The organism is Nocardia sp. NPDC059764 (assembly GCF_042732555.1).
GTDB lineage: Bacteria > Actinomycetota > Actinomycetes > Mycobacteriales > Mycobacteriaceae > Nocardia.
In genome coordinates, this window is record NZ_JBHWHH010000016.1 from 46,447 (window position 1) to 62,202 (window position 15,756).

At 68.3% G+C, this 15,756-nt stretch carries 17 protein-coding genes; 11 read left to right on the forward strand and 6 right to left on the reverse strand.

Annotated features, from left to right (window positions below; all coding sequences use genetic code 11):
- Positions 1–176 precede the first annotated feature (176 nt).
- A complete protein-coding gene (locus ACFV4K_RS05725) occupies positions 177–875 on the forward strand; it encodes a haloacid dehalogenase type II (protein ID WP_379272392.1) in 699 nt (232 codons plus the stop codon).
- A gap of 57 nt (positions 876–932) precedes the next feature.
- On the forward strand, positions 933–2,186 hold the full coding sequence (locus ACFV4K_RS05730) for a TerD family protein (protein WP_379272366.1): 1,254 nt from the start codon (positions 933–935) through the stop codon (positions 2,184–2,186).
- A 6-nt stretch (positions 2,187–2,192) separates the two neighbouring features.
- On the opposite strand, the gene ACFV4K_RS05735 is transcribed toward ACFV4K_RS05730, so the two are convergent.
- Together ACFV4K_RS05735 and ACFV4K_RS05740 are read right to left on the reverse strand one after the other, a co-directional pair.
- A complete protein-coding gene (locus ACFV4K_RS05735) occupies positions 2,193–3,284 on the reverse strand; it encodes a TerD family protein (RefSeq protein ID WP_379272367.1) in 1,092 nt (363 codons plus the stop codon).
- A gap of 157 nt (positions 3,285–3,441) precedes the next feature.
- A complete protein-coding gene (locus ACFV4K_RS05740) occupies positions 3,442–4,677 on the reverse strand; it encodes an MFS transporter (protein ID WP_379272369.1) in 1,236 nt (411 codons plus the stop codon).
- A 94-nt stretch (positions 4,678–4,771) separates the two neighbouring features.
- On the opposite strand from ACFV4K_RS05740, the gene ACFV4K_RS05745 reads away from it, so the two are divergent.
- Positions 4,772–5,659: a LysR family transcriptional regulator gene (locus ACFV4K_RS05745; protein WP_379272371.1), complete on the forward strand. Its 888-nt coding sequence runs from the start codon at positions 4,772–4,774 to the stop codon at positions 5,657–5,659.
- Positions 5,660–5,677: 18 nt separating this feature from the next.
- On the opposite strand, the gene ACFV4K_RS05750 is transcribed toward ACFV4K_RS05745, so the two are convergent.
- On the reverse strand, positions 5,678–7,966 hold the full coding sequence (locus tag ACFV4K_RS05750; protein WP_379272373.1) for a molybdopterin-dependent oxidoreductase: 2,289 nt from the start codon (positions 7,964–7,966) through the stop codon (positions 5,678–5,680).
- A 108-nt stretch (positions 7,967–8,074) separates the two neighbouring features.
- Here ACFV4K_RS05750 and ACFV4K_RS05755 point away from each other — a divergent pair, with 108 nt between their 5' ends.
- The 6 genes from ACFV4K_RS05755 (at position 8,075) to ACFV4K_RS05780 (ending at position 11,882) form a co-directional block, all read left to right on the forward strand.
- Positions 8,075–8,722, forward strand: coding sequence for a TetR/AcrR family transcriptional regulator (locus ACFV4K_RS05755; protein ID WP_379272374.1), 648 nt, complete (start codon positions 8,075–8,077; stop codon positions 8,720–8,722).
- 2 nt (positions 8,723–8,724) lie between these two features.
- Positions 8,725–9,585: a 3-hydroxyacyl-CoA dehydrogenase gene (locus ACFV4K_RS05760; protein WP_379272394.1), complete on the forward strand. Its 861-nt coding sequence runs from the start codon at positions 8,725–8,727 to the stop codon at positions 9,583–9,585.
- A 46-nt stretch (positions 9,586–9,631) separates the two neighbouring features.
- Complete coding sequence (locus ACFV4K_RS05765; protein WP_379272396.1) at positions 9,632–9,841, forward strand: hypothetical protein; 210 nt, start codon at positions 9,632–9,634, stop codon at positions 9,839–9,841.
- Between the two features lie 172 nt (positions 9,842–10,013).
- Positions 10,014–10,451 (forward strand): nuclear transport factor 2 family protein, encoded by a 438-nt coding sequence (locus ACFV4K_RS05770; protein ID WP_379272395.1) that lies wholly within the window; start codon positions 10,014–10,016, stop codon positions 10,449–10,451.
- A 76-nt stretch (positions 10,452–10,527) separates the two neighbouring features.
- Entirely contained in the window at positions 10,528–11,322 is a 795-nt protein-coding gene (locus tag ACFV4K_RS05775) for an SGNH/GDSL hydrolase family protein (protein ID WP_379272376.1), read from the forward strand.
- A 125-nt stretch (positions 11,323–11,447) separates the two neighbouring features.
- On the forward strand, positions 11,448–11,882 hold the full coding sequence (locus ACFV4K_RS05780) for a pyridoxal-phosphate dependent enzyme (protein ID WP_379272378.1): 435 nt from the start codon (positions 11,448–11,450) through the stop codon (positions 11,880–11,882).
- Here ACFV4K_RS05780 and ACFV4K_RS05785 read toward each other — a convergent pair.
- Positions 11,864–12,439 carry a TerD family protein gene (locus tag ACFV4K_RS05785; RefSeq protein WP_357090755.1) on the reverse strand — a complete coding sequence of 192 codons (576 nt, stop codon included), beginning with the start codon at positions 12,437–12,439 and terminating at the stop codon, positions 11,864–11,866. The genes ACFV4K_RS05780 and ACFV4K_RS05785 overlap by 19 nt on opposite strands.
- A gap of 527 nt (positions 12,440–12,966) precedes the next feature.
- Here ACFV4K_RS05785 and ACFV4K_RS05790 point away from each other — a divergent pair.
- Entirely contained in the window at positions 12,967–14,169 is a 1,203-nt protein-coding gene (locus ACFV4K_RS05790) for a lipase family protein (RefSeq protein WP_379272380.1), read from the forward strand.
- A gap of 27 nt (positions 14,170–14,196) precedes the next feature.
- Here the strand turns inward: ACFV4K_RS05790 and ACFV4K_RS05795 are convergent, their stop codons facing one another.
- Positions 14,197–14,757: a DUF6882 domain-containing protein gene (locus ACFV4K_RS05795; protein WP_379272381.1), complete on the reverse strand. Its 561-nt coding sequence runs from the start codon at positions 14,755–14,757 to the stop codon at positions 14,197–14,199.
- Positions 14,758–14,841: 84 nt separating this feature from the next.
- Positions 14,842–15,195, reverse strand: a complete 354-nt coding sequence (locus ACFV4K_RS05800; RefSeq protein WP_379272383.1) for a hypothetical protein — start codon at positions 15,193–15,195, stop codon at positions 14,842–14,844.
- A gap of 75 nt (positions 15,196–15,270) precedes the next feature.
- Between ACFV4K_RS05800 and ACFV4K_RS05805 the strand changes: the two genes are divergently transcribed.
- On the forward strand, positions 15,271–15,720 hold the full coding sequence (locus ACFV4K_RS05805) for a DUF4189 domain-containing protein (protein ID WP_379272385.1): 450 nt from the start codon (positions 15,271–15,273) through the stop codon (positions 15,718–15,720).
- Positions 15,721–15,756: the final 36 nt, after the last annotated feature.

Sequence of the window (15,756 nt, forward strand, 5' to 3'; positions counted from 1 at the left end):
GGTCGGCGGTGAAGCCCACGATCTTCGCCGCCAGTGGATCGGTGAAGACCCGTGGTTCGCCCGAGAGCTGGTGGTAGGCGCGCGCGTACGCGGTCGCCAAGGCGGTTCTGCTGGCCCGACCGATCTCCATGCCCGCCAGCCTAGAACCGATCTCGTAGGCTTTCGCCGTGAACGCGATGAGGCCCAGAGCGCTGCTGTTCGATGTCCAGGGAACCGCCACCGACTTCCACTCGACCATCGTGCGGGCCGCCGTCGCGGCCGCCGGGGAGCTGAGCCCGGACCAGGACTGGGGAAAGTTCGTGAACGACTGGCGCGCGGCCTATTTCGCGGAGACCTCCCGGCAGCCCGCGGACAGCGGGTGGGTGAGCGTGGCGTCGATCTACCGGAAGACCCTCGACCCGCTGCTCGAGTCCGAGGGCATCGATCTGAAGCTCGCCGCTCGCGACGAACTGGCCCGCGTCTGGGCACGGCTGGATCCCTGGCCCGACACCGTCCCCGGCCTGCGCCGCCTGCGCGCGAAATTCACCCTCGCGACCCTGTCCAATGCCGATGTCAGTGCGGTGGTGGAGATTACGCGCCACGGCGACCTCCCCTGGCACGCGGTCTTCGCCGCCGAGATGGTGGGCGCGTTCAAACCGGATCCGCGCACCTACGGCCTGGCCGCCCGCTACCTGGGCCTGGTGCCGTCGGAGATCATGATGGTGGCCAGCCACAAGTACGACATCCGGGCCGCGCGCGAGCTCGGTTTCCGGACCGCGTTCGTGGCCCGGCCGCTCGAATACGGCGACCCCGCGCTCGCCGATGCCGAGTTCTCCGCCGAGTTCGATATCAATGCCGTGGATTTCCTGGATCTGGCCGACCAGCTCGCCTGCTGAGCGCCGACCGGTCTCCTAGAGTGGCAGGTGGGCGTTTTCGATACGGGAGGATCGGCCTTGTCCACAACATTGGTGAAGGGTCAGAACGGCGCACTGACCGCGGCGGAGGTGGTGGTCTCCGTCCGGGTCGCGGCCACCGCCGAATTGTCGGCGCTGCTGGTGACCGAGCAGGGGAAAGTGCGCTCGGACAACGACTTCGTGTTCTACAACCAACCGACCGGTCCGGGAGTGCGGTTGCGCAATGGCGTGGCCGGGCAGCCCGCCGACCTGGCGGTCTCACTGGCGCAGGTGCCCGCCGAGATCACCCAGATCCGGGCGGTCATCACCCTCGACGGGACCGGGGCCACCTTCGGGCGGATCGCCCCGCCGATCGCGGTGGTCTCCGACGCCGGCGGAAACGCGCTGTACGAGTACAAGATCGAGGATCTGCAGAGCGAGTCCATCGTCATCGCAATCGAGCTGTACCGGCGCTACGGCGCCTGGAAGGTGCGGGCGGTCGGACAGGGGTACGCGGGCGGATTCGCCGCCCTGGTCAGCGATCACGGCGTGACGGTCGAGGACGCGCCGCGGCCCGCGCCCACGCCCGTCGCTTCCCCACCGCCGCCGTCGGCCTACCCGCCGCCGATCGCTCCGCCCCCGGTCCCGCCGACACCGGCCGACCGCACCCAGCCGCCGCCTCCGCCGCCTTATCCGCCGCAGCCCACCGAGGGCGGGCTCTCGGGCGCCAAGCCGGTGAATCTGTCCAAGGGCCAACGCGTCACGCTCCGCAAGGAGGGCGGGGTCGCGCTCACCCGCATCCGCATGGGCCTGGGCTGGGACCCGGCCAAACAGGGCGGACTGTTCGGCCGCCGCGCCGCGAACATCGACCTGGACGCCTGGGTGGCCATGTTCGCCGACCGGCACCTGGTGGACGTCGCCTACTACGGTCAGCTGATCTCGAAGGACGGGTCCATCCGGCACTCCGGGGACAATCTCACCGGTGAGGGCGCGGCCGGGGACGACGAGGTGATCCTGGTCGACCTGAGTCGCATTCCGCGCCATGTGAATACGCTGCTCTTCATCGTCACCTCCTACCAGGGCCACACCTTCGAGCAGGTGAGCAATGCCTACTGCCGGCTGGTGGACGACACCACGAAGGCCGAGCTGGCCCGCTACGCGCTGGCGGGGGGCATGCCATTCACGGCCATCGCCATGGCGAAGGTGTTCCGCTCGGGCGGCGAATGGAAACTGCAGGCCATCGGCGAGGGCTTCCAGGCCAAGCACCCCGGCGAGGCGGTGCCGCAGCTGGGCCGGTTCATCACCGTGGACTGAACCGGTTCACAGGAATCCGACCACTTGGGACGCCGCTTCGACCGGGTGCCCGGCCTCGATCGGGTGGCCCAGCGCCGACACCTTCCAGATGCCGTCCTCGCGATGCACCTTGGCCACCACCATGCCGGTGTGCGCGCCGCCCGAACTCAGGTTGGAGCGGGTGAGCTCGGTGCTGGTGGTGCCGTCGGTCAAGCGCCAGAACGCGTTCCGGACCCGTTCGAAGGTGTGGCCCGCGTAGGAGGTGATCACGAAGACGATGGCGGTGACCTGCGGGCCGATCCGGGTCAGGTCCACGGTGATGGTCTCGTCGTCACCCTTGCCCTCACCGGTGAGATTGTCGCCGGAGTGCCGGATGGCGCCGTCCTTGGTGACGAGCTGGCCGTAGTAGGCGGCGTCGATCAGATCGTGCCCCGCGTAGACCAGGGCCGAGGCGTCCAGATCGATCTCGACCGGCCGCGAACCCCATTTGTGCTGGATGTGCACCGGATCCCAGCCCAGGCCCATCTTGACGAAGCTCAGGTCCTGCCCCTGCCGGCGCAGGGCCACGGTGTCGCCGGACTTCATGACCGGCGCGATCACCGCGGCGGGCCGGGCCGCGTTCGGCGAATTGCTGATGGACACACCGTGATCGGCGACCAGCGCCGCGAAGCCGCGGGGGTGGCCGAAGCCGACCGCACGGGCGTACCAGCCGTCCTCGCCGCGGTCCAGGTCCACCGCCGCCACCGTGGTCTCGTTGCCGAGGCCGTCGATCACGTACTCGTACAGCGGGTTTCCGCGATCGTCGGCGATGCCGATGTGCGGGGCGGGATGGTCGCCGAAGCGGCTGTCGCGGTCGTCGAGGCTGGCCACGATGCGAATATGGGCCACGCCCGGCGGCACGGCGCTCAGATTCACCGCGACAGCGTGCTGCCCGGGCACCAGCTGGATGCCGGGGCCGGTGGGCTGGTTGTAGAAGATCAGGTCGGTATCGTCGCGTACCGCACCGCGATCGGTCAGGAGCAGCGCGGCGAGATCGACTCCCGCGCTGAAGTGCACCGTCACGGTGATGTCCGAGACGCCCAGTTCACCGGTCTGCCCTTGGGTGAGAAGTGCGGCCACGCTCACCACTCTATGGGTTCTGCCGGTCACCCGGATGAAACGAACCCATATCTGTTTCGCGCGTAGCACTCTGCGCGCGCGAACCCTGGGGCGTACGTGGACGTTTGGCCATCTCCCGGCGAATCGTTGTATGCCACAGGGTGAATCGGTCGCATGTTCAGTTGGCGAGCTGTGGCCGGAGTGCGAACACCGCCCACAGCACCAGGCCGACCACGGTCGCGGCCACGCCGATCTCGCACACCCGCGTCCAGCCGCCCGCCTCGAACGCGGCCCCGGCCGTCACCGATCCGGTCACGCCGCCGAGGAAGTAGGTGACCATGTAGGCCGTGGTCAGCCGGCTGCGCGCGGCCGGATCCAGGGTGTAGATGGCCGACTGGTTGGTCAGATGCGCGCCCTGGATACCGAAGTCGAAGACCACCAGCGCGGCGATCAACGCCACCACGTTGTGCCCGCCCCAGATCACCAGCGCCCAACTGGCCAGCAGCACCAGCCAGGTCAGCGTGGTGACGCGGCGCAGGTGCCCGCGGTCGGCCAGCCGGCCCACCACCGGCGCGCCCAGTGCCCCGACCACGCCCGCCAGGCCGAACAGGCCGATCACGAATTCGCCGTAGTGGTAAGAACTTCCGCCCGATCCGGACAGCTGGAACGCCAGCGCGGTCCACACCAGCGAGAAGCTCCCCATCAGGATGAAGCCGAGCAGCATGCGCTGCCGCAACACCGCGTGGCGGCGGATCAGACCCAGGATCGACACCAGCACCCGCGGATAGCTCTCGCCGGTCGCCGCGCGCGGGGTGGCGGGCGCGAGCAGGTACACGCTGATCGCCATCACCACCTGCAATCCGGCCGCCACCAGCAGCACCGCGCGCCAGCCGCCCAGCTGCGCCACCGCCCCGGCCAGCACCCGCGACAACAGGATTCCCAGCAGCAGACCGCTCATCACGGTGCCGACCACCTGCCCGCGCCGCGCCGGATCGGCCAGCGCCGAGGCCCACGGCACGACCACCTGCGCCGCCGAGGCCGCGACCCCGGTGGCCACCACTCCGGCCACCAGCACCGCGTAGTTCGACGCGAACGCCGACACCAGCAGGGCCGCGACCGAGGCCAGCAGCAGCACCGGCACCATGCGGTGGCGGCGCAGGAAGTCGCCGAGCGGGACCAGGAACGCCAGACCGCACAGGTACCCGATCTGGGCCGCGCTCACCAGCAGGGCCGCGCTCGCGGTGGACACCTTCAGGTCACCGGCGACCTGGTGCAGCAGGGGTTGCAGGTAGTAGTTGCCCGCGGCCGAGGAGCCCGCGGTCACCGCGAACACCAGCACCGTCGTCCGGGTCAGCGTCGGGGACGTCTCGGGCGCGATCGGTGCGGGCGTCTGGGCGCGGAGCGTGGAAACCATCACCGATTCATCGTGAGGCGGGATTCCGATCTACAAAAGCGATGGTTTTCGATACTGTCATCTATCGAATAGATGGCAGGGCTAGGCTCGACCCATGGAGCTACGTCAGATCGAGTGCTTCCTGGCCTGCTGTGACCACCGGTCCTTCACCGCCGCGGCCCGCCACCTCAACCTGGTGCAATCGGCGGTCTCCACCAGCGTCGCCAAACTCGAGCACGAACTCGGGGTGCGCCTGTTCGACCGCACCCCGCGCACCCTCGAGCTGACCGTCGCGGGCCGGGCCATGGTCGCGCCCGCCCGCACCCTGCTGCGCGCCCGCGGCGACATCGTGGACGCCATCGACGCCGCGCGCGGGGAGATCCGCGGCGAGGTGGTCGTCGGCAATCTGATGAACATCCACAACATCGACCTGGCGGGCATCATCGCCGAACTGCACCGGCGGTATCCGGAGGTGACCCTGCGGATGCGCCAGAGCATCTCCGGCATGGCCGGCAATGTGGCCGGGCTGCTGGACAATTCGCTCGAACTGGCGCTGCTCGCGGGCATGAGCGACGAATTCCCCGGCCTCACCACCCATCTCATCGCCGAGGAGACGCTGGTGCTGTGCACCGCGCCCGGGCATCCGCTGGCGGGCCGGCCCTTCCACGCCGCCGACCTGCACGGGGTGCGGTTCATCGACTTCCCGCCGGGCTGGGGCATCCGCACCATCGCCGACGAGCTGTTCCCGGGCCGCTACCCGGTCATCGAAGTCGCCGATCAGGCGTTCGCACTCGAGTTGGCGGCCAAGGATTTCGGAGTCGCGCTGATCCCGCGATCGGTCGCGCGGCTCTCCCCCGGCGTCCCGTTCGCCGACTACCGGCCCTACCCGCTGCCGTGGCGACTGTGCGTCGGGCACGCGGCCGCGCGCACGCCGTCCAATGCGGCGCGCACCGTCATCGAAGCGCTCATCGCACAGGGCCACGCGCTGCGGGGCGAGCGATAGCGGGCGGGCTTGCCCGCCTCAGGGATTGGCTGTGGCGGGCGGACCGGTGACGGTCAGGGGTGGGAGCGGGTCCCGGTACCGCTCGATCTCCACCAGGGACAGCTGCCCGGTGCACCCCTGACTCAGCCGGGAGGTGCCGCGATCTCGGGTAACCGCGTTGGGGTTTCCGTGGCGGCAGAAGGTGGCGTCGGCCGGGTCGGGGTCGTACCACGCGCCTGTCGACAGCTGCGCGACGCCGGGGCGTACCGAGTCGCTGATCTCCAGCCCCGCCAGGCAGCTGCCGCGGTCGTTGAAGACGCGAACGATGTCCCCCTCGGTGAGACCGCGCGCGGCGGCGTCGTCCGGGTGCAGTCGGACCGGTTCGCGGCCCCGGATCTTCGAGGACTGGCTGTGCGCGCCGATATCGAGCTGACTGTGCAGTTTGGTCCGAGGCTGGTTGGCCACCAACTGAATCGGGAACCGAGCCGCCAGCGGGCCGCCCAGCCACTCGTCCGGTTCGAGCCAGACCGGATGGCCTGGGCACTCGTCGTAGCCGAAGCCCGCGATGGTGTCGGAGAAGATCTCGATCCGGCCGCTGGGGGTATGCAGCGGGTGGGCGTCCGGGTCGGCGCGGAAGTCGGCGAAGGCGATGTGCTCCTCGGCTTCGATGGGCAGGTCCAGGGACTCCCCGGCCCAGAAGCTGTCGTAGTCGGGCACCTGGTGACCGCGCGTGCTCGAGCGTTCGCGCCATTCGTCGTAGAGGTGGCGCAGCCATTCCTGTGCCGTGCGCCCCTCGGTGAATTCCTTACCGACACCGAGCCGTTCGGCCAGCTCGCCGAACATCCAGTAGTCGTCGCGGGCCTGCGCGTGCGGCCGGGTCAGGGCGGGCATCGGGAAGAGGTAGCGGTCGCCCTCGCCCGAGCCGTAGTCGTCGCGTTCGATGGTCATGGTCGAGGGCAGCACGATATCGGCGTGCCGGGCCGTGGCCGACCAGAACGGATCGTGCACCACCACGGTGTCCGGGCGGCCGAAGGCGGTGCGCAGCCGGGCCAGGTCCTGATGGTGATGGAAGGGATTGCCACCGGCCCAATAGACCAGGCGGATAGCGGGATACGTGCGATGCTCGCCGTTGTACTCGTACGGCTCACCCGGGTTCAGCAGCATGTCCGCGATGCGCGCGACCGGGATGAAGTCGTGGATGGCGTTGCGCCCCTGCGGCAGTTTCGGCGGGGACGTGACCCGCACGGCCAGACCGACATTCCCGGCCGAACCGTAACCGTGACCGAATCCGCCTCCGGGCAGACCGATCTGGCCGAGCATGGCGGCCAGCACCACGCCCAGCCACAGCGGCTGCTCCCCGTGTTGGGCCCGCTGCAGCGACCAGCTCACCGTGACCAGGGTCCGGGTGGCCGCCATCTCGCGGGCCAGGCCGCGAATCCGGTCCGCGGGAACACCGGTGAGGGGCTCGGCCCACTCCGGGTCCTTCACGATGCCGTCCGCCGCGCCGCGCACATAGTCCCGGAAGCGGTCGTAGCCGACGGTGTAGCGGTCCAGGAAAGCCGTGTCCGCCAGGCCTTCCGCGTCCAGCACCTGGGCCAGCGCGAGCATCAGCGCGGCATCGCTGCCGGGCCGGGACGCGATCCATTCGGCGTGGGCCTCGGCCGGGCTGTCGTCGCGCAGCGGGCCGATGGTGACGAAGCGGCAGCCGTTGGCGTGCGCGGTCTCGATCCAGCCGCGGCCATTGTGCTTGGAGACCCCGCCGGGCGAGACCACCACGTTCTTCGGCGACAGTCCGCCGAAGGAGACGATCAGCTCGGCCTCCCTGGCCAGCACCGACTTGGTGGTGGCCCGGGACATGATGGTGCCCATATCGGCGAGGATGTGCGGCAGCAACACCGTCGACGCGCCCAGGCTGTAGCTGTTGCGGTGCGAGACGTAGCCGCCGAGGCAGTTCAGGAATCGGTGAACCTGGCTCTGCGCGTGATGGAATCGGCCCGCACTGGCCCAGCCGTAGGAGCCGCCGTAGACGGCGCCCGCACCGAATTCCCGGTACACCCTGGACAATTCACCGGCCAGCAGATCCAGCGCGGTCTCCCACGAGACCGGCACGAACTCCTCCGCGCCGCGCGGCCCGGGCCCGGGGCCGTGTTCCAGCCAGCCGCGCCGCACATAGGGCTGGTCGATGCGAGCCGGATGATGCTGGGCCGAAGCGACATTCTCGATGAGCGGAGTGGGTTCGGGGTCCGCCCGCCACGGGCGGACCGCGGTCAGCCGTTCGCCGTCACTGTCCGCTTCGAGAACGCCCCAGTGGGTGAGATGCGTGGCCATGCCATCAACATACGCCCGGCCGGTCAGGGCGGGGTTGCGCAATCAGTAGCTAAGAGTACGCTCATTTTTGAGTCAACTCATTTACGCAGGCAGGGTTGGAGGTGTCCGATGGCCACAACGGCCACATCGGCGCACGAGGGACGACGGCAACGCAAGATGCACGACAAACAGTCCAGGATCTTCGAGGCGGCCGCGACCCTGTTTGCCGAACAGGGCTTCGACCGGGTCACCACCCAGCAGATCTCCGATCGCGCCGATATCGCGGCGGGCACGCTGTTCCGCTACGCGGCCACCAAAGGCGAACTGCTGCTGATGGTTTACAACGAGGAGCTGCGCACCGCGCTGGAGGTCGGCGCGGATCAGGCTCGCGCGCAGGCCGATACCGTCGCGGCGGTGTGCGAAATGCTGGGCCCGCTGCTGCGGACCGCCGCGCGACGGCCCGAGAACACCATCGTCTACCAGCGTGAACTGCTGTTCGGCTCACCCACCGACAAGTACCGCTCCGAGGGCCTGGCCCTGGTGGCCCGGCTGGAATCCATGATCGCGCAACGGCTCGTCGCCGACTCCGGCGCGACGGGGTCGCAGCAGGTCGAGGAGCAGGCGCGAGTAGCCGGTCGCAGCATCTTCGCGGTGCTGCATCTGGTCCTGGCCCGGCCGTCCACCGGCGCGCACCCCGGGCACGACGCCATGGCGGATCTGCGGGCGCAGATCGCACAGATAATCACCGGGTTCTTCACATCCACAGGGAGGCAATGACAATGGGCATCGAGATCCGCAAGGTCACCGTGCTCGGCACCGGAGTGCTGGGTTCCCAGATCGCGTTCCAGACCGCGTTCCGCGGCTTCGACGTCACCGGCTACGACATCGACGATGCGGCGCTGACCGCGGCGCGCGGACGCTTCGACAAACTGGCCGCCACCTACCGTGAGCAGGTGCCGAGCGCGGGCGACGGCAAGGCCGAGGCGACCGCGGCGGGCATCGCGCTCAGTTCCGATCTGGGCGCGGCGGTTTCGGAGGCCGACCTCGTGATCGAGGCGGTCCCGGAGGTGCTCTCGCTCAAGCAGGAGATCTACGAGAAGCTGGGCACGCTCGCCCCCGAGCGCACCATCTTCGCCACCAACTCCTCCACCCTGCTGCCCAGCGCCATCAAGGATTTCACCGGTCGGCCCGACCGGTTCCTGGCGCTGCACTTCGCGAATCAGGTGTGGCACTTCAACACCGCCGAGATCATGGGCACCGACGACACCGATCCGGCCGTCTACCAGGCGGTGGTGGACTTCGCCTCCGCCATCGGCATGGTGCCCATCGAACTGCACAAGGAGAAGGCGGGTTACGTCCTCAACTCGCTGCTGGTGCCGCTGCTCAACGCGGCCATGAACCTCGCCGAGGGCGGCTACGCCGAGCCCGAGGCGGTGGACAAGACCTGGCGCATCGGCACCGGGGCTCCGGCCGGGCCGTTCCAGATCCTCGACATCATCGGGCTCACCACGCCCTACAACATCCTGATGAGCGGCGACGCCACCGGACAGCGAATCGCGCAGTGGCTCAAGGACAACTACATCGACAAGGGCAAGCTCGGCATCGCCACCGGGGAGGGGTTCTACAAGTACACGGCCTAGGCGCACACCGTCTTTCCGGACCGATCCCCGAGGGGCAGGAATTCTGATGGAGTACACCAGCGGCAATTACGAAGCCTTCACGCGACCCCGCAAGCCCGCGGGCGTGGACGGCAAGACGGCCTGGTTCGTCGGGTCGGGTCTGGCCTCGCTGTTCGACCTGCCCGGGCCGGAGCTGCTGTGGCGCGGGGTGGCGAAGCGGCTCGGCAACAACGAGATCGGCGAACTGCTGACCCAGTACGGGGTCATCGGCAAATAGCGCTCGCCGCGACGGCCCGGTTCCGCAAGGGATCGGGCCGTCGTCGTCTCCGTACCCGGCCGCGAGCTGGATAGTGAACTAATTGTCTATATGATCCCTGGACAGCTCATGCGTACGCGCGATACGGTTCGAACCCATAGGCAATGATTTGACTACCTGGATGCGAGGGATCATGCACCCGTTCCGTCAGGCCGTCGAGGCCCGCGATGCCGCGGCCATCGAAGCGCTGCTCGCCGACAATGTCGTGTTCACCAGCCCGGTCGCCTTCAAGCCGTACCCGGGTAAGGCCATCACCGCGGCCATCCTGCGCGGGGTGCTGCGGGTGTTCGAGGACTTCCGGTACGTGAAGGAGATCGGCGCGCCCGACGCCGCCGATCACGCGCTGGTGTTCGAGACGACGGTCTCGGGCAAGCGGATCACCGGGTGCGACTTCCTGCACCTCGACGCCGACGGCAAGATCGACGAGTTCACCGTCATGGTTCGCCCGCTCTCGGGTGCGCAGGCGCTGGCCGAGGCCATGGCCGCCCAGTTCGCGCAGATCCAGGCCGAGGCCGTCGCGCAAATCGAACGGGAGGCAGCGGCGGCCGAACACCAGGCGGCGGGTGCGTGAACGTGTTCGCGGCGGCCGCCGTGGCCGCCGGTTTCCTGGGATGATCCACGGACAGTCACCGAAAGGCCGATCCGCCATGACCGATGGCACCTACACCCGTTACGTCGCCCTCGGCGACAGCCAGACCGAGGGCGTCGGCGACGGCGACGACCGGACCGGCCTGCGGGGCTGGGCGGACCGGTTGGCCGAGCGAGTGGCCGCCTCCAATCCGGGCCTGTCGTACGCCAATCTGGCGGTGCGCGGGAAGCTGGCCGGGCAGATCCGGGCCGACCAGTTGGACGCGGCGCTGTCGCTGCGGCCCGATCTGGCGACCGTGCTCGCGGGCATGAACGACCTGCTGCGCCCCAACTTCGATCCGGACGCCATCGTCGCGGACGTCGAGGCGATGTTCGCCGCGCTCACCGCGACCGGCGCGGTCGTGGCCACCCTGACCTTTCCCGATGTCGCCGAGACGATTCCGCTGGCCCGGCCGCTGCGCGGGCGGGTGTCGATCCTCAACGAGCGGTTGCGGGCGGCGGCCCGGCGGCACGGGGTCCTGATCGCGGAGACCGGGCATCACGCTGTCGTCACCGACCCGCGGCTGTGGAGTCCCGACCGGTTGCACGCCAGTCCGCTCGGGCATCAGCGCATCGCCGAGGCCATGGCCGAGGCGCTGCGACTGCCCGGCTCCGACGACACCTGGACCCGTCCGCTCATTCCCGCGTTGCCCCAGCAGGGGCTGCTGCGGTCAATGGCGGCCGAACTCGAGTGGGCGGCAACCGCACTGGGGCCGTGGGCCATGCGCCGGCTGCGCGGAATCTCCTCCGGTGACCAGCGGGTCGCCAAGCGGCCGCAGCCGCTGCCGGTGATCGGCGCGCCGCTCGCGCACTGAACCTCCAGCGCACGCCTGATCCTCGTCTCGGGCCGAACCTGCGCCGATCCGGCCCGCGGGCCCGCCCCGCTGCCGGACAATCGAACCTGAGCCAGTCGGGGGCCCGGGAAAGGTCGGCGCGGATCATGTTCATCGGCGACAACGTCTTGGCGGCGATCGGCAATACTCCGCTGGTGCGATTGCACCGGGTGACGCCCGAGGGGTGCGCGGAGATCCTGGTGAAACTCGAGGGACAGAATCCGTCCGGCAGCATGAAGGATCGGGCTGCCCAGGCCATGATCGCCGTGGCCGAACGCGACGGGCGGCTGCGCCCCGGTGACACGGTGGTCGAATACGCGCGCGGCAGTAGTGGTTCCGCGCTCGGTCTGGTGTGTGCGGCCAAGGGGTACCGGCTGCGACTGGTCGACTCCACCGCCGTGGCCGAGCGGGTGAGCCGGGAGCCCGGCACCTTCTGGACCGATCACCTGAACAATACCGACGCCATCACCGGCTATCACGGTCTGGGGCAGGAGATCTGGGCGCAGACCGAGTGCCGGGTGGGTCAGACGTTGACGCCGTAATCCCGTGCGATTCCGCCCAATCCGGACGCATACCCCTGCCCGATGGCCCGGAACTTCCATTCCGCGCCGTGTCGGTACAACTCCCCGAACACCATGGCCGTCTCGGTGGAGGCGTCCTCGGTCAGATCGAACCGGGCCAGTTCTGTCCCCGTGACCGCGTCCACCACCCGGATGTACGCGTTCCGGACCTGCCCGAACGCCTGCCGCCGCGCCTCGGCCTCGTAAATCGATACGGGGAAGAAGATATTCGTGATCGTGGGCGGCATGGCCGCCAAGTCCACATTGATCACCTCGTCGTCGCCCTCTCCCGCGCCGGTCAGGTTGTCGCCCGTGTGCTCGATCGTCCCCTCCGGCGAGCGCAGGTTGTTGTAGAACACGAAGTGCTTGTCCGACACCACCCGCTGATTCGGCCCGCACGCCATGGCGCTGGCATCCAAGTCGAAATCGGCGCCGGTGGTGCTGCGCACATCCCACCCCAGCCCCACCGAAACCTTCGTCAGATTCGGCGCCTGCTTCGACAGTGAGACATTCCCACCCTTGGCCAGACTGACACTCATCGAACTACCTTCCCTCCGAAGTCGATCCCATCCCCAATCGTCCTCGCGTCGCAGCCGCAGAGCCACCGATTCGGCGTCCAACTGCTCGGCGATCACGGCCACCCGCGGCTGCAACGCCAGTGATTCGATCAGATCCCGGGGCACCGCGGGCTCCCCCGGCTCCGCCGCCACCGCCCGCATCGCCTCGGCATGCGCTTCCCGGATCGCGGCCCGCAATCGCGCGCCCGCCAACGGCTCCCCCATACCGAGCGTCACCCCTCGAATGTACTCGTCCGGCAGTCCCTTCGAATTGAAACCTGTTACAGTTCGAGCCGCCGAAGGGGAGGTGGCCGATGTCGTCGAGCCGTAAATATCGTTACCGGACAACATTTTTCACGCGATTCGCGCGAGTGGCTATACCGATCGCAGCACTGGTGGGGGCCACGAGCGCGATGGCGACGCCTGCGTCGGCGGTACCCAACACCGCGGACTCCTTCTACACGCCGCCCGCGGATTATTCGACGCAACAGCCCGGGACGATCCTCCGCGTGCGACCGATCCAGGCCAGCTATTCACAGTTGGTCCCGTGGCCGGTCCAAGCGTGGCAGTTGCTGTATCGGACCACGGCCGCGAACCGTCAGCCCTATGCCGCGGTGACGACGGTGCTGAAGACCGCGAACACGACTCGGCCGACGGCACTGCTGTCGTTCCAGAACATGACCGATGCGATCGCGCCGCAGTGCCAGCCGTCCCAGGCGTTGTTCCAGGGGCATGTCCCCTGGATCGATCCGTCGAAATCCGGTCCGCTGCAATTGACCACGATGTCCGGTGAGACCGCGATGATCGCCGCCGGGCTGGCTCGCGGCTGGGCGGTCTCGGTGCCCGACTTCGGCGGCATCGACAACCATTACTCGACGCCGAAGGAGCCCGGTTACGCCGTCCTGGACGGCATTCGGGCCGTCGAGGCGTTCGAACCGGCCGCCCTGTCCGGGCCCGGCACCCCGGCGCTCCTGTGGGGCTACTCCGGTGGCGGCATCGCGAGTGCCTGGGCCGCACAGGAACAGCCGCGGTACGCGCCCGAACTGAATCTGGTCGGGACGGCGGCCGGCGCACCGGTCGCTGACCCTCGGGCCGCGATGCTCGCCATGAACGGCACGCCCGTCGGCGGCGGCCTCCTCCCCATCGCGCTGATGGGCGTCATGCAGGATTCCCCCGTGTTCACCGCCGCCATGAACCGCTACCTGACTCCCGCCGGGAAACAGAAGATCGCGGAGGCCGCCGACAACTGCACACCCCAGAACATGGTTTCCAGCCTCGGTTTCGACGCCGACCAGTTCCTCACCGAACCCATCGAGCAGATCCTCACCGACCCCGCCATCAGCGCCGCCCTCGCCGAACGCACCCTGGGCGCCACCGCCCCCACCGCCCCCCTCTACATCTACAACGCCATAGACGACGAAGGCAGCCTCATCTCCAGCATGGACACCCTGGTCGCCACCTACTGCGCCGCCGGCACCCCCGTCACGTACCGCCGAGAACAACTCGCCATGCCCGCCTCCGCCCACACCGGCGAATGGTTCCTCGGCGCCCCCGCAGCCCTCGCCTGGCTCCAACAACAAGCCGAAAACCCCACGGCCCACCCCACCTGCGACATCCGAACCATCCCCACCACCGCCACCGACCCCGCCGCCCTGGACGCCCTCACCACCGGCATCCTCACCGGCCCCGTCCGCACCTTCCTGGGCATCTGACCCCTCGACGGCGGATCCACGCCGCGCTCATTCCGCGGCGGACTCCACTTCGAAATCGATCTGGAAGGTGGAACTCGTCCCGTCTTCCGCGGTAAGAGTGACCGGACCGAAGGTGATGAACGGTATTGCGGCACTTCCCGTCCCCCGATAGAAGCCGGGAGCCGCGGTCACCCGCACGGCAATGGCGGCCAACATGGCAGCCATCTGATCATCGGCATCGATCATCGGCTCCGCCAGCCCCGAATACCCCTGCGCCAGCAGCCAATCACGGACAACCGCGGAATCCCGACTCATCTCGGGAAGAATGCTCTGATTGCCCCAAGCCCAAAGCCACGTTCCGGCGTCCGCGTTGTAGGACCCGAGCAGCTGCGCCGCAGCCGTCGCGGTCCGCCCCGGAAAAGTCCAGGTAATCACCCCAGTACGCTGATCAAGCCCCCACCGATCAGCCGACCCCAACCCCCACGACATGTGCGCCTCCGCCAACATGCCGATCATCTCTTCCCCCTGCGACCACACCGCAGCCAATTCCCCATGCGACGAGATCTGCCGCGACTCATCCGACTTCTTATTCCGCTTGAAAAACCCCATGCCACACAGTGAACAGGGTGGGCGTCCGCGAAGGCAACGGACGCTCCGATTCATAGCCGGCAGCAGCAAGTGGACCTAACGCGGTTATGACCACATATCACGAATCCGATCAACCAAGGCTTGAACGAATCGGTCATCCTTGAACGGTGCGTCATCGCCGCGGTGACGGTGTCCCCGCACCTCGAGAAAGAGGCAGGCACGCAGCAGATTCAGGTCATCGGGTAGTTCGCCGAGCCGATTCCAGATCAGTCGCACCTCTCCCACAGTCTCCCCCAGACCTTCCGGGGTTGTGCTGAAGGCCTCGTAGCCGTTGTACGTGTGCGCGAACTCGATGAACTCCCCGTCGCTGGCTTCAGCAGCCGGCACCCGGTTACCAGTACTACTCACGGTCACGAAGCATCCCATGCCGTTGGGGTGGGTGTGATGTGCGATATGCATTGGGCGAATTCGGGGGTTATCGGACATGATTCGTCGGGTTTGTATCTGTGTGTGCGCGAAGAGGGAAAGAGTTAGATGAAGTTCATGGGTAAGGCCGTTGTCGCGGTCGCGGCGGTTGGTCTTGCGGCGGGGTCGGCGATCGGTGCTGGTACTGCTGATGCGGCCGGACTGTATGGGTCGATCGCGTTCAGTGGTGACAATTGGATCTATGGCAGCAGCGTGAATGCGCCGAGCGCGGACGAGGCGATGGCCGAGGCGTTGGATCAATGCGGCTGGGAAGGGGCCACCGACTGCCAGGTGATGGTCACCTGGGCGAACGGCTGTGGCGCGCTGGTGTATCGCAATGACAACACCGACAATCTCGCGGTGGGCACCGGCACGGGCCGCGATCGTGCGACCGCATTGCGTAGCGCCTACGAGAGCCTCTCCGAGTACTACCCGCCGGCACTGCTGGCGAATGTCGGGTCGGCGGATCTGTCGGCGACGGGGATCAGCAAGGTGGTTTGCACCGCTAACGCCGGTTAGCGGTTCGAGTCTTTGGGACAGGTCGGTGTCGCAGGC